A 13,685-nucleotide genomic window follows, 5' to 3' on the forward strand; every position below is an offset into this window, starting at 1 on the left:
TGCGTTGGGTCAGTGACAGATGAATTGACTGACCCACCGCATTCGCGAGCAAGCCCGCTCCCACAGTTGACCGAGTATGGCTCTGCTGTTGCTGTTGCTGTTGCTGTTGCTGTTGCTGTTGCTCCGGTTCTTACATCCTTTTCGATGACGAAGTCAGCGGTCTTTTGATCTGCGCTTTTGATCTTGATCTGAAATCGCCCCGTCAAACACTATGGCCGCAATTCGACAGGGATTTGGGGGGTAAACCGGCAGGGATGCCGGTTTAGCCGCGCTGGGCCAAGGATGGTCCAGCCCAGCCTAAAGCCCCTGCTGCAACGCCGGATCATCCGGATTCTGCTGCTCCAGCTGCGCCAATAACACCTGCACATTCTGCAACTGCCCGGTTTCCTTCCAATAGCTGACCAGCAACACACGCGCCTTGCGATTGGCCGGATGACGCTGGACGATTTCCTCCAGCTGACGCTGAGCAGCATCCACTTCTTCCTGGGCGTGCAGGGTGGTGGCGAGGTCAAAGCGGTAATCCTGATTGCCCGGCTCAAGCTCCACGGCCTTGGACAGCCCAAGCAGCGCGTACGGCCGCTCCCCATGGTGCAACAGCCACATACCCAGGGCGTGTTGCAGGTAGGCCGACTCTGGATGCGCCGCCAACTGCCGCGCCAGCAACTGGCGGGACTCGTCGGTCTTGCCCTGTTTATCGAGCAATTCGATCTGCGCCACCACGGCTTGCAGATTATCCGGCTGCAGGCGCATGGCCTGCTCCAGCGCATGTTGCGCCTCCGGCAGCAGGGCGCTGTGGATATACAAGCGCGCCAACTGGATCCAGCCCTCGGCGGTTTCCGGCTCAGCCTTGAGCTTTTTCACAAACTCATCGAGCACTTGCTGCAAAGGCCCGAAATACAGGCCCAGGGTATCCGGCGACAGGCCGAGCAAGGCATTGGCGGCAGCAAAGCGAACTTCCTGCTCTGGGTCATCCAGTGCCGGGCCAAGCAGCAAGGTGCGTTGGCCGCTGGGCACCAGGCCGACAATGCTGTGAATCGCCGCTTCGCGAACCAACGGCGACTCATCCGCCAGGTCTTTATCCGCCAGTTTCAGCGCTTGGGGGCTTGGGTAATTGGGCAGTTCGGCGTGCAAGGCGGCGCGACGTTCCGGCGACAAGTCCGGTCGACCGAGCTGTTGATACAGCACACGGGCGGCGCCCGGTTCGCCGTTGCGCGCCTGTTTCAGCGCCTTGGCGTAACCATGGGCAATTGCCGGCGGCACGGCCACCGGGGTGGAGCGGGAGAAATACCAGGTGACCAGGACAAGCAACAACAGGGCGCACAGGCCGATGATGGAGTAACGGCGTGACTTTGACATGCAGGCGTCCAAAAGCTGGGGGCAGCTATCGCAAAGCCTCAAGCTTCGGCCAGACCACGGCGAGTGTCAAACCCGCATCAGTCCAGCACGTATTCCACTGGCTCAAGGGCAGGAGGCAGGTCGCTTTCACCCAAGGCTGCAAGGATTTCGCGCTCCAGTGTGCGCACGATGGCGTTGCAGGGCAGATCGTTCTCGTCAAAACCGAACGGGTCTTCCAGATCATCACCGATCTCATCCAAACCAAAGAACGTGTAGCTGACGATGGCGGTGAACACCGGCGTCAACCAGCCCAGCGGCTCGGCCATGGCGAACGGCAGCAGAATGCAGAACAGGTAAATGGTGCGGTGCAGCAGCAAGGTGTAAGGGAAGGGCAGTGGCGTGGTTTTGATCCGCTCGCAGGCAGCCTGCACCAGGCTGAGGCTGACCAACCGGGTTTCCAGCTGGGTGTAGCGCCATTCACTGATCACGCCCTGTTCGGCCAGCAGCGAAAACCGCGCGCCCAGTTGTTGCAGCACGTGGTCGGGAAGATTGGGATGCGCCCGGTCAACCGCTATCCAGGGTGTGATAACGCGGGCTTCATCTTCACGGCGCAGGTGCGCGACCAGGCCGTGGGCAAACCCGCACACCCCACGCAAAAGGCTGGCGCGCTCGGGTGAGTCGCCCAGCACTTGGGTTTCGCGGATCAGCGAGCGCACCTCAATGATCATCTGCCCCAGTTGCTTGCGGCCTTCCCACCAACGGTCATAGCAGGCGTTGTTGCGAAAACTCATGAAGATCGACAACGACAACCCGAGCAAGGTGAACGGCGTGGCATTGACCTTGGAGAAGTAGGCCGGGTGCAGGGTCTCTACCAGCACGATCACCGAGGCTAGCAGTGTGACCAACAGGCTGCGCAAGGCGATGCGCTTGGCAATCGAGCCTTTCAACGAAAACAGGATACCCACGAGGTTGGGTTTGGGGCGGACGATCATCGGCAGGCGGCTTCTCTGGTGGTGCAGGCCTGAAGATTAAGAGTTTGCACCCGGAGCGTCCAATCACTGCGGCTGACCGACTGATAAGCCGGATCAATGATTGGCCAAACCAGTCAGCCAAGTTGAAGGCTTTGACCATTGCCGCCACAGCGCTCTAGAGCGACTATTTCAGCGATTCTCGTCGTGACAAATGTCCTGAAAATAAAAACACATAAGGATTTGGAACCATGCGTGAGTATTTGGCTGCCACCACTGCGTTCGATTACCAGAACACCGTCAACGCCGCCCTGTCCGGCAACCTGCAAGCCCTGAATGCCTGTGTGGAGTGTTGCGACCGCCATGCGCTGCCGGGGCGCATCGCGTTGTTTTGGGAAGGCAAGGACGGGCGCAGCGCCACCGTGACCTTCACCCAATTGCAGGACCAGGCCGCACGCTTTGCCAATTTCCTCCTGGCCCAAGGCGTGCAACGCGGTGACAAGGTGGCGGGCCTGCTGCCGCGCACGGCAGAGTTATTGGTGGTGGTGTTCGCCACGTGGCGTATCGGCGCGGTGTACCAGCCGCTGTTTACCGCCTTCGGGCCTAAAGCCATCGAGCATCGGCTGAACAGCTCCGGCGCCGTACTGGTGGTCACGGATGCGGTCAACCGGCCCAAGCTCGCAGACGTCGAAGGCTGCCCGACCATTGTCACGGTGGCCGGGGACAAGGGCGAAGGCATCGTGCGCGGCGACTACAGCTTCTGGGCCGAACTGCCGAATTATTCAAACACCTGCGAGCCCGTGCTGCTGGGCGCAGAAGACCCGTTCCTGCTGATGTTTACCTCGGGTACCACCGGCCCATCAAAAGCGCTGTCGGTGCCGCTCAAGGCCATCGTTGCGTTCCAGAGCTACACCCGCGACGCGGTGGACTTGCGCCCCGAAGATGCCTTTTGGAATGTCGCCGACCCGGGCTGGGCCTATGGCATCTATTTCGGCGTGACCGGGCCGCTGTCCATGGGCCACCCGATTACCTTCTACGATGGCCCGTTCACACTGGAAAGCACTTGCCGGGTGATCAATAAGTACGCAATTACCAACCTCACCGGCTCGCCCACCGCTTACCGCCTGCTGATTGCCGGTGGCGAACAGTTCGCGCGCGCCATCAAGGGCAAGCTGCGTATCGTCAGCAGCGCCGGCGAGCCGCTGAACCCGGAAGTGATCCGCTGGTTCGCCGATAACCTGGGCGTGGTCATTCATGACCATTACGGCCAGACCGAACTGGGCATGGTGCTGTGCAACCACCACGGCCTGGCGCACCCCGTGCACGTCGGCTCGGCGGGCTTTGCCTCACCGGGCCACCGCATTGTGGTACTCGATGATGAGTACCAGGAATTGCCGGCGGGCCAGCCGGGCATCCTCGCCATTGACCGTGACCAGTCGCCGATGTGTTGGTTTGCCGGCTACGACGGCGTGAAGACCAAGGCATTTGTCGGCAAGTATTACCTCAGTGGCGACACCGTGGAGCTGAACCCAGATGGCAGCATCAGCTTTGTCGGGCGCAGTGACGATGTGATCACCACGTCCGGCTACCGCGTAGGGCCATTCGACGTCGAAAGCGCACTGGTCGAACACCCGGCCGTGGTCGAAGCCGCCGTCGTCGGCAAACCGTGCCCGGAGCGCACCGAACTGGTCAAAGCCTTTGTGGTGATCAACGAGCAATACCGCGCTACGCCGGAACTGGCCGAGGAACTGCGCCTGCACGTGCGCAAGCGCCTCGCGGCCCACGCCTACCCACGGGAAATCGAATTTGTCAGCGACTTGCCCAAGACTCCGAGCGGCAAGCTGCAACGCTTTATTTTGCGTAATCAGGAAATTGCGAAGACACAGGCCATCGCCTGATCCACTTTTAAGGAAACAATGATGCAGATTGAAAACAAGGTATTCCTGGTCAGCGGCGGTGCTTCGGGCCTTGGCGCGGCCACCGCTGAAATGCTCATCGGCGCCGGTGCCAAGGTGATGCTGGTCGACCTGAATGCCGACGCCGTAGCGGCCAAGGCCCAGCAACTGGGCGATAACGCCCGCAGCGCCGTGGCCGATATCAGCCAGGAAGCTGCCGCCGAGGCTGCCGTACACGCCACCGTTGCCGCCTTTGGCGGCCTGCACGGCCTGGTCAACTGCGCCGGTGTGGTACGTGGCGAAAAGATCCTCGGCAAGAACGGCCCACACGCGTTGGCCAGCTTTGCCCAGGTGATCAACGTCAACTTGATCGGCAGCTTCAACCTGCTGCGCCTGGCGGCTGCGGCCATCGCTGAAACCGAGGCGAATGCCGACGGTGAGCGTGGCGTTATCATCAACACCGCCTCGGTAGCCGCCTTTGACGGGCAGATTGGCCAGGCGGCGTATGCCGCCTCCAAAGGCGCCATCGCCAGCCTGACCTTGCCCGCGGCTCGCGAGCTGGCACGCTTTGGCATCCGCGTGATGACCATCGCCCCGGGCATTTTCGAAACACCGATGATGGCCGGCATGACCGCCGAAGTGCGCGATTCCCTGGCCGCTGGCGTGCCATTCCCGCCGCGTTTGGGCAAGCCGTCCGAATACGCCGCACTGGTACGCCACATCATCGAAAACAGCATGCTCAATGGCGAGGTGATCCGTCTCGACGGCGCCTTGCGCATGGCCGCCAAGTAAGGAGAACACTCATGAACGAGCATCCCATGAACAATGATCCGATTGTTATCGTCAGCGCCGCGCGCACGCCTATGGGCGGTTTCCAGGGCGACCTAAAAGGCCTGACCGCGCCGCAACTGGGTGCTGCCGCGATCCGCGCCGCCGTCGAACGGGCCGGGATTGCCCCGGATGCAGTCGATGAAGTGCTGTTCGGCTGTGTGCTGCCCGCAGGCCTGGGCCAGGCGCCTGCGCGTCAGGCCGCCTTGGGCGCCGGGCTGGACAAGGCCACGCGCTGCACCACCTTGAACAAGATGTGCGGCTCGGGCATGGAAGCGACCCTCCTCGCCCACGATTCGCTGCTGGCCGGCAGTGTTGATGTGGTGGTCGCCGGCGGCATGGAAAGCATGTCCAACGCACCGTACCTGCTCGACCGCGCGCGCAGCGGCTACCGCATGGGCCACGGCAAGGTGCTTGACCATATGTTCCTCGACGGCCTCGAAGACGCCTATGACAAGGGCCGCCTGATGGGCACCTTTGCCGAAGACTGCGCCGAGCACAACGGTTTCACCCGTGAAGCCCAGGACGCCTTCGCCATTGCCTCGCTGACCCGCGCGCAAGAGGCCATCACCCATGGCAGCTTTGCCGCCGAAATCGTCCCGGTGCAGGTCACCGTCGGCAAAGAGCAAAAGACCATCCTGCATGACGAGCAGCCGCCCAAGGCCAAGCTGGACAAGATTGCCAGCCTGAAACCGGCGTTCCGCGAAGGCGGCACGGTGACGGCGGCCAACTCCAGCTCGATTTCCGATGGTGCGGCGGCGCTGCTGCTGATGCGTCAGTCCGAGGCGCAACAGCGTGGCCTCAAGCCCTTGGCGGTGATCCACGGGCACGCCGCGTTTGCCGATGAGCCAGGCCTGTTCCCGGTGGCGCCCGTGGGCGCGATTCGCAAACTGATGAGCAAGACCGGCTGGAACCTGGGCGACGTTGACTTGTTTGAAATCAACGAAGCCTTCGCGGTGGTCAGCCTGGTGACCATGAGCAAGCTGGAGATCCCCCACAGCAAAGTCAATATTCACGGCGGCGCCTGCGCCCTGGGCCACCCGATCGGTGCTTCCGGTGCGCGCATCCTGGTGACGCTGCTCTCGGCCCTGCGCCAGAAAGGCCTCAAACGCGGGGTCGCCGCCATTTGTATTGGCGGCGGTGAAGCCACGGCCATGGCCGTCGAATGCCTGTACTGATTGATAGCAGCTGCAAGTTTTAAGCTTCAAGCTTCAAGTAGAAGCTCATCGGCTTTTACTTGCAGCTTGCCGCTTGCCGCTTATAGGACCCTGAATATGTTGCCCAATGACGAACAACTGCAAATCAGCGAAGCGGCCCGGCAATTTGCCCAGGAACGTCTGAAACCCTTCGCTGCCGAATGGGACCGCGAGCACCGTTTCCCCAAGGAAGCCATTGGCGAGATGGCCGAGCTGGGCTTTTTCGGCATGCTGGTGCCGGAACAGTGGGGCGGTTGCGACACCGGCTACCTGGCCTACGCCATGGCCCTGGAAGAAATCGCCGCTGGCGATGGCGCGTGCTCGACCATCATGAGCGTACACAACTCGGTGGGTTGCGTGCCGATCCTCAAGTTCGGCAACGACCAGCAGAAACAGCAGTTCCTCACGCCGCTGGCCAGTGGCGCCATGCTCGGTGCCTTCGCGTTGACCGAACCCCAGGCCGGCTCCGATGCCAGCAGCCTGAAAACCCGCGCGCGCCTTGAGGGCGACCATTACGTGCTCAATGGCTGCAAACAGTTCATCACCTCCGGGCAGAACGCCGGGATCGTGATTGTGTTTGCGGTGACGGACCCGGCCGCAGGCAAGCGCGGGATCAGCGCGTTCATCGTGCCGACCGACTCACCGGGCTACACGGTGGCGCGGGTGGAAGACAAACTCGGCCAGCATGCGTCCGACACCTGCCAGATCCTCTTCGAAGATGTAAAGGTGCCAGTTGCCAACCGCTTGGGCGAGGAGGGCGAAGGCTACAGGATCGCCCTGGCCAACCTCGAAGGCGGCCGCGTCGGCATCGCCTCGCAATCGGTGGGCATGGCCCGTGCCGCCTTCGAAGCCGCACGTGACTATGCCCGCGAGCGCGAAAGCTTCGGCAAGGCGCTGATCGAACACCAGGCCGTGGCCTTCCGTTTGGCCGACATGGCCACGCAAATCGCGGTGGCCCGGCAAATGGTGCATTACGCTGCGGCCCTGCGTGACAGCGGCAAGCCGGCCTTGGTCGAGGCGTCGATGGCCAAGCTGTTTGCATCGGAAATGGCCGAGAAAGTCTGCTCGGCCGCCTTGCAAACCTTGGGCGGTTACGGTTACCTGAGCGACTTCCCACTGGAGCGGATCTACCGCGATGTGCGGGTCTGCCAGATTTACGAAGGCACCAGCGATATTCAACGCATGGTCATCTCACGCAACCTTTAAGGAGCCGATACATGAGTTACGAAACCCTTTTGCTCGAAGTCCAGGGCCGCGTCGGGCTGATTACCCTTAATCGTCCCCAAGCCCTGAACGCCTTGAACGCGCAGCTGGTCAGCGAGTTGAACCAGGCGCTGGACGGCCTCGAAGCCGACCCGCAAATCGGCTGCATCGTGCTGACCGGCTCGAAAAAAGCCTTTGCCGCCGGCGCTGACATCAAGGAGATGGCCGAGCTGACCTACCCGCAGATCTACCTCGACGACCTGTTCAGCGACAGCGACCGCGTGGCCAACCGCCGCAAGCCGATCATTGCCGCCGTTAACGGTTTCGCCCTGGGCGGCGGTTGTGAACTGGCCTTGATGTGCGACTTCATCCTGGCCGGCGACGGCGCCAAGTTCGGCCAGCCGGAAATCAACCTCGGCGTACTCCCAGGCATGGGTGGCACCCAGCGCCTGACCCGCGCCGTGGGCAAGGCCAAGGCCATGGAAATGTGCCTGACCGGGCGCTTTATTGATGCTGTTGAAGCTGAACGCTGCGGGGTTGTGGCGCGCATCGTACCCGCCGATGAACTGCTCGAAGAAGCGCTGAAAACCGCGACCTTGATTGCCGGCAAGTCCGTGCCGATCAGCATGATGGTCAAAGAAAGCGTGAACCGTGCGTTTGAGGTGAGCCTGTCTGAAGGTGTGCGCTTTGAGCGCCGGGTGTTCCATGCTGCGTTTGCCACCCAGGACCAGAAGGAAGGCATGGCAGCGTTTGTGGCCAAGCGCGCGCCTGAGTTCAAGGACCAGTAACCCGCCCTCAAAATCACCAACGTTCAAAATGTGGGAGCGGGCTTGCTCGCGAAGGCGGTCGGTCAGTCAAAGATGCAGCGACTGATGAACTGCATTCGCGAGCAAGCCCGCTCCCACATTGGCTTTGTGTGGCAATTAGAGCTGGTAGTTCTTCAGCTCTCTGGCAATCACCATCCGCTGAATCTCGCTGGTGCCTTCGTAAATCTGCGTAATCCTTGCATCCCGGTAGTAACGCTCCACCGGGTAGTCCTCAAGATACCCATACCCGCCATGGATCTGCATCGCCGAGGAGCAGACTTTCTCGGCCATCTCCGATGCAAACAACTTGGCCTGGGACGCTTGCGACAAACACGGTTTGCCCGCGCTGCGCAGGCGTGCGGCATGCAGGATCAGCAAGCGCGCAGCATTGAGTTGGGTTTGCATGTCGGCCAGCAGGTTGGCAATGCTTTGGTGCTCGATAATCGCCTTGTTGAACTGCACCCGATCCCGCGCATACGCCAACGCCGCCTCAAATGCCGCACGGGCAATGCCCAAGGCTTGCGCGGCAATGCCGATGCGCCCGCCCTCAAGGTTGGACAGGGCGATGGCCAGGCCCTTGCCGCGTTCACCCAGCAGGTTGGCGTCGGGGACTGTGCACTGGTTGAGCGTGACAGCGCAGGTGTCCGAGGCACGAATACCCATCTTGTGTTCGGTACGGTCGACCCCAAAGCCCGGCGTGTCGGTAGGCACCAGGAAGGCCGAGATACCTTTTTTGCCCAACTCCGGGTCCGTCACCGCAAACACAATGGCCAATTTGGCGCGCTTGCCGTTGCTGACAAACTGCTTGGCGCCGGTGATCACCCACTGGCCATCGCGCAGTTCGGCGCGGGTGCGCAGGTTATGGGCTTCGGACCCGGCCTGGGGCTCGGTGAGGCAAAAGCAGCCGATGGCTTGGCCGCTTGCCAGCTCGGCCAGCCAGGTTTGCTTTTGCGCTTCGGTGCCGTAGTTGAGGATTGGCCCGCAACCGACTGAATTATGGATACTCATGAGTGCGCCGGTGGCGCCATCACCGGCAGAAATTTCCTCGACGGCCAAGGCATACGCCACGTAGTCGACATAGGTGCCGCCCCATTCTTCCGGCACCACCATGCCCAGCAGGCCGAGTTCGCCCATCTTCGCGACGAGGGCGTCATCGATCCAGCCGGCTTTTTCCCAGGCTTGCGCATGCGGGGCGATTTCGCCACGGGCAAAGTCGCGCGCCATGTCGCGAATCATCACTTGTTCTTCAGTGTATTCAATATCTTGCATGGCTTATTTCCCACTCTGCTTGAAGTCACTGAAGAAGCTCTCGACATGGCTGGCGTCCAGCTCATGGACCGTCGCGGGGTTCCAGTGCGGAGTTTTGTCCTTGTCGATGATCAGCGCCCGAACCCCTTCGATCAGGTCGCCGCGTTCAAACCACTGGCGATCCAGGTGCAACTCCAATGCGAAGCACTGCTCCAGCGCCAAGCGCCGGCCACGGCGCAGCATCTGCAGGGTCACGGCCATCGCCAGCGGCGAACGGGTCTGCATCAGGCTGGCAGTGGTGAGCGCCCATTCGTGGCTGTCGGCGACGGTGACTTGTTGCAGTTGCTCGACCATGCTCGGCACATCCGGCAACGCAAAGAAGTGGTCGATCACCGGACGCAGTGCGGCCAGCGGGGCGTCGGGCAATTGTTGTACCGCGAGCCTGGCCAGCACGCCTTGCAGGTCTTTGAGCGGCGAATCCTGCCATTGCAGGCGGTCGAGCTTCTGCTCGAGTTCGGTGAGTTTGGCGCTGTCGATACACCAGTCCGCCAGCCCGCAATACAGCGCATCGGCGGCGCGAATCTGCACGCCGGTGACGCCGAGGTAAATCCCCAGTTCGCCAGGGATGCGCGAGAGGAAATAGCTGCCACCCACGTCCGGGAAATAACCAATGGCCACTTCCGGCATCGCCAGGCGGCTGCGTTCGGTCACCACACGCAAGTCGGCGCCTTGCACCAGGCCCATGCCGCCGCCGAGGACAAACCCGTCCATCAGGGCCAGCACGGGTTTGCGATAATGGTGGATCGCCAGGTCGAGGGCGTATTCCTCGACGAAGAAGTCCTGATGCAGGCTGTCGCCCTGCTTGAAGCTGTCGTAGAGAGAGCGAATGTCGCCACCGGCGCAGAAGGCTTTTTCACCGGCACCGCGCAGCACCACGGCATACACCTGCGGGTCATCTGCCCAGGCCTGCAACTGCGCGGTCAGGCTGCGGACCATCTCCAGGGTGATGGCATTCAAGCCGGCGGGGCGGTTGAGGGTGAGGTGGCCAATATGGTTACGAACTTCGGCCAGTACCTCGTCCTGAAGAATCCTGGCCTGGCTTGCTTCGGATGAAACCTGAGCAGTCATCACTAACTCCCTGCTTTTATTGTTCTTTATCAAGATGTTCGCGCACGAACCATCTCGCGATCGTACCAGTGCAAATTTGCCCAGTACAACCCGGAATCATGCAGGTCGTTTTTGCATTTATGCAGCGCTGCGGCTGCCGAGCACTTCACCGATGCTACGGCGTCGGGCGTGGCCTTCTGCTGTGTGGATCAATTGTTCCAGTTCAGTCGGCTCCACATCAAAGAACTGTTCCATGTCGGCCAGGGCCAGCTTCAGATCGGCCGCCGTAATGCCCGCGTCGGTCACCGGCGCTGTGCTGCCCAGCACCACAGCGGGCGACTCGACCGCGCTCTTGGGGTAACGCGTGCGTGTTGCGTTGTTGTAGACCAGCGCACAAGCCAGCAGCGCGCCCGCACCGAGCATCACTGGACCTACTTCCTGCCAACCCAGGGCAATGGAGGCCGGATCTGCGAGCACCAGCGTCATCGCCAGGCCACCGGCGGGCGGGTGCAGGCAGCGCAGCCAGCAAATCAAGACCACGGTCATGCCCGCCGCCAGGCAAGCGCTACCCAGTGTGCGGCCAAGTACCCGTGCGACCAGCAGGGCCACAACGGCGGCGCACAAGTAGCTGCCGATAATCGACCACGGCTGGGCCAACGCCCCGGATGACACCGCGAACAGCAACACCGCCGACGCCCCAAGAGGGCCGAGCAGGTGCAAGGCGACTTCCATTCCAAATACCTGGGCACACACCCAGACACTCAGTAGCGTGCCCAAGGCCATGCCAATGGCGGCGCGGCTCCATTCGGCAGGGCGGGTATTGATTGCAGCGGGTAACCAGCGAGCGAGCATCGACACGATCCATAAAGCAGCAGACGAAAAAAAAGGCTCGCCTGGTTGCCCGGATAAGCCCTTTGAACGTTCCAACAGTTGGGGGAGGAACCTGTGCAGTGTGCCGAGCTTGATGCCATGGCGCCAATGCATATTAATGAAGGTTAAATGCAAAAATAATGCAGTTAATGGCCCTCATCATAGGTGATGCGATGCGTCGGTTGCGGCAGTGGCGTGCTGATGCGTCCGAGTACGCGACTATCCGCCTCTTCATTGAACAGTTGCCTATGCAGGTTCTCCTGCAAGGCAGGGTCGTCGGCCAGCGGCCCCTTCAGTGCCACCAAGGCGTCGCGCAACGCCATCAATCGATCCAGCCTCGGCGTAGGGATAAGCAACAGGTCTTCTGGCACGGCATTGCCCTTTTGATCAAGCAGGTCGGTGTGCGTGGAAGGCTGACTGCGCCCGGTAGTAGATAGTTAACGCACATGCCGAACGAGTCTACATTTGGGTTCCGGGCATCGGAAGGCAAAGTGCGCGAGCGTTTACGCATAGCTATGTAGGCGCTTTCCGGGCAGTCATAACGAAAAACGCCCACTCTGGAAGAAGTGGGCGTTGTTTCCGTCAGACCAATGTCAGCGTAGTTACGGCGCGCTGACTTTCTCCAGGTGGAGCAACACATACGGGTCTTTGTCGAATTCCCCGGTGAGCGTCGGGGTGATCGACCGCAAGCGCGGATCCTGCAGCTTTTCGAAGTCCTGCGCACTCATTACCAGCCACGCCGGGCCTTGCAGCGGCGCCAGGTCGGCAGCCGACTGGGTAAACAGCGGCACCTTATCGCAGTTGAAGTTGACCATGAACTTGATGGCTTTTGCATCTTTGCCCAAGCCATGCAGCACCACGGGCGCCGGTTGCTGCATGATCTGTTCTTTGACGCCAAGGCTGAATGTGCGGGTGTCGTAGAGCGTACGCTCCAACGGCTCGACCACCACAATGTAGGTCGACCACAGCGCCAGCACCGCCGCCAGTGCCGAGCCCAACGGGCGTAGACGCGCGTTGAACAGTGACAGCAACGACACGACCTGAAGCACACCCAGCACGCCGAAGACCAGGCCGAGGCTGTCCAACTGCGCCGGGTAACGCTTGCGCGCCACCACCAGCCCGACCACCAGCAGCGCCGGCAGCAGTGTCCAGATGCCCAGCATCAAGCCGCGCAGCCAGGCGAACAGCCGCCCCTGGCTGACCTGGAACGGGTAGGCCGCAATGATCGCCGCCATGGGCAGCATCGGCAGGATGTAACGTGCCTTCTTGGCCTGCGGAACCGACAGGCCGAGCATCACCAGCAAACCCGCCGCCGCGCAGTACAGCACCAGTTTCAGTGCCGGGTCGGGTGCCCGGCGCCCACCGATGGCCACTGCCAGCAACACCAGCACCGCCAGTGGATAGGCCAGCGCATAGTTACCCATGGAGCTGGTGAAGTAATACAGCACGCCACTGGAACCTTCGGTGCCGTCCATGCGCCCCAGGAACTGCATGCGGATCACATCCTGCATGAAGTCTTCGCCACCACTGAGCTTGGCCAGCAGCAGCAACAGGCCGACACACGCTGCCAGCACGGCCAGGGCAATAAAGCCAAAGGTGAACAGCTGGCGCCATTGGCGGTTGATCAGGTAATAGCTGCACAGCACGCCGGTGGGGATCACCAGGCCGATTGGCCCACGCACCGCAAAGCCCAGGATCAGCAGCAAAAACAGCCAATGCAAGCGTTTGGCCGCGCCAAAGTGATCATGGGCATAGCCCAGGTAGAACACCGTGAGGGCGATGGCCGCGAGCATCTGGTCCAGCGACACCGCACGGGTTTCGCTGACAAAGGTACTGCTGAGCAGCAACATCGCAATGCTGAGCAAACCCCAGCGCGTGGAGTAGGGCGCCGTAAGGCGATACACCAGCATCACGATCACGGCCGAGGCGATGGACGTGGGCAACCACGCCGTGAGGCTGCTGACCTCGCCAAACGGCAAGGACAACAGCCAGGTCAGCAGGGTCGAGGTCGCCAGGTAATCAGCGTAGGGCTGGCCATAGGTGGTGGGGAAAAAACTCGGCCCATGGCGCAGCATTTCCTGGGCAAACACCACGAAACGCGAGTCAAAGCCGATGATTGCCTGGTGCCAGTTGCCGACAATAAACAGCACCAGCGCCAGGAGCGCGAGCCCCAGCGACTGGTTGCGCAGCGTTGCTGTAAGCAGCGGCGGTTGAGCTTTGTTCACGTCT

At 61.5% G+C, this 13,685-nt stretch carries 12 protein-coding genes; 5 read left to right on the forward strand and 7 right to left on the reverse strand.

The genetic code is table 11. The annotated features are described in order from the left end of the window. Positions 1 to 297: 297 nt before the first annotated feature. Together ACTD9P_RS08450 and ACTD9P_RS08455 are read right to left on the reverse strand one after the other, a co-directional pair. On the reverse strand, positions 298 to 1,356 hold the full coding sequence (locus ACTD9P_RS08450; RefSeq protein ID WP_438867343.1) for a tetratricopeptide repeat protein: 1,059 nt from the start codon (positions 1,354 to 1,356) through the stop codon (positions 298 to 300). A 77-nt stretch (positions 1,357 to 1,433) separates the two neighbouring features. Then, a complete protein-coding gene (locus ACTD9P_RS08455; protein ID WP_438867344.1) occupies positions 1,434 to 2,327 on the reverse strand; it encodes a bestrophin family protein in 894 nt (297 codons plus the stop codon). A gap of 227 nt (positions 2,328 to 2,554) precedes the next feature. Between ACTD9P_RS08455 and ACTD9P_RS08460 the strand changes: the two genes are divergently transcribed. The 5 genes from ACTD9P_RS08460 to ACTD9P_RS08480 all read left to right on the forward strand — a co-directional run bounded on the left by ACTD9P_RS08460 (position 2,555) and on the right by ACTD9P_RS08480 (position 8,213). Further along, on the forward strand, positions 2,555 to 4,201 hold the full coding sequence (locus ACTD9P_RS08460; protein ID WP_438867345.1) for an AMP-binding protein: 1,647 nt from the start codon (positions 2,555 to 2,557) through the stop codon (positions 4,199 to 4,201). 21 nt (positions 4,202 to 4,222) lie between these two features. Next, positions 4,223 to 4,990 carry an SDR family NAD(P)-dependent oxidoreductase gene (locus ACTD9P_RS08465; RefSeq protein WP_438867346.1) on the forward strand — a complete coding sequence of 256 codons (768 nt, stop codon included), beginning with the start codon at positions 4,223 to 4,225 and terminating at the stop codon, positions 4,988 to 4,990. A 26-nt stretch (positions 4,991 to 5,016) separates the two neighbouring features. Beyond that, positions 5,017 to 6,204 (forward strand): acetyl-CoA C-acyltransferase, encoded by a 1,188-nt coding sequence (locus ACTD9P_RS08470; RefSeq protein ID WP_438867403.1) that lies wholly within the window; start codon positions 5,017 to 5,019, stop codon positions 6,202 to 6,204. Positions 6,205 to 6,300: 96 nt separating this feature from the next. Next, positions 6,301 to 7,428 carry an acyl-CoA dehydrogenase gene (locus tag ACTD9P_RS08475; RefSeq protein ID WP_219267889.1) on the forward strand — a complete coding sequence of 376 codons (1,128 nt, stop codon included), beginning with the start codon at positions 6,301 to 6,303 and terminating at the stop codon, positions 7,426 to 7,428. An 11-nt stretch (positions 7,429 to 7,439) separates the two neighbouring features. Further along, positions 7,440 to 8,213 (forward strand): enoyl-CoA hydratase, encoded by a 774-nt coding sequence (locus ACTD9P_RS08480; protein WP_438867347.1) that lies wholly within the window; start codon positions 7,440 to 7,442, stop codon positions 8,211 to 8,213. 135 nt (positions 8,214 to 8,348) lie between these two features. On the opposite strand, the gene ACTD9P_RS08485 is transcribed toward ACTD9P_RS08480, so the two are convergent. From ACTD9P_RS08485 to ACTD9P_RS08505, 5 genes are all read right to left on the reverse strand, one after another. Beyond that, positions 8,349 to 9,500 carry an acyl-CoA dehydrogenase family protein gene (locus tag ACTD9P_RS08485; RefSeq protein ID WP_438867348.1) on the reverse strand — a complete coding sequence of 384 codons (1,152 nt, stop codon included), beginning with the start codon at positions 9,498 to 9,500 and terminating at the stop codon, positions 8,349 to 8,351. A gap of 3 nt (positions 9,501 to 9,503) precedes the next feature. Next, positions 9,504 to 10,607, reverse strand: coding sequence for an enoyl-CoA hydratase/isomerase family protein (locus ACTD9P_RS08490; protein ID WP_438867349.1), 1,104 nt, complete (start codon positions 10,605 to 10,607; stop codon positions 9,504 to 9,506). Positions 10,608 to 10,724: 117 nt separating this feature from the next. Then, the gene (locus tag ACTD9P_RS08495) at positions 10,725 to 11,438 is read right to left on the reverse strand and encodes an HPP family protein (RefSeq protein WP_438867350.1); all 714 of its coding nucleotides are present in this window, start codon (positions 11,436 to 11,438) and stop codon (positions 10,725 to 10,727) included. A gap of 164 nt (positions 11,439 to 11,602) precedes the next feature. Next, on the reverse strand, positions 11,603 to 11,779 hold the full coding sequence (locus tag ACTD9P_RS08500; protein ID WP_438867351.1) for a hypothetical protein: 177 nt from the start codon (positions 11,777 to 11,779) through the stop codon (positions 11,603 to 11,605). Positions 11,780 to 12,058: 279 nt separating this feature from the next. Next, positions 12,059 to 13,681, reverse strand: a complete 1,623-nt coding sequence (locus tag ACTD9P_RS08505) for an ArnT family glycosyltransferase (RefSeq protein ID WP_438867353.1) — start codon at positions 13,679 to 13,681, stop codon at positions 12,059 to 12,061. Positions 13,682 to 13,685: the final 4 nt, after the last annotated feature.

Source organism: Pseudomonas onubensis (assembly GCF_965653655.1).
GTDB lineage: Bacteria > Pseudomonadota > Gammaproteobacteria > Pseudomonadales > Pseudomonadaceae > Aquipseudomonas.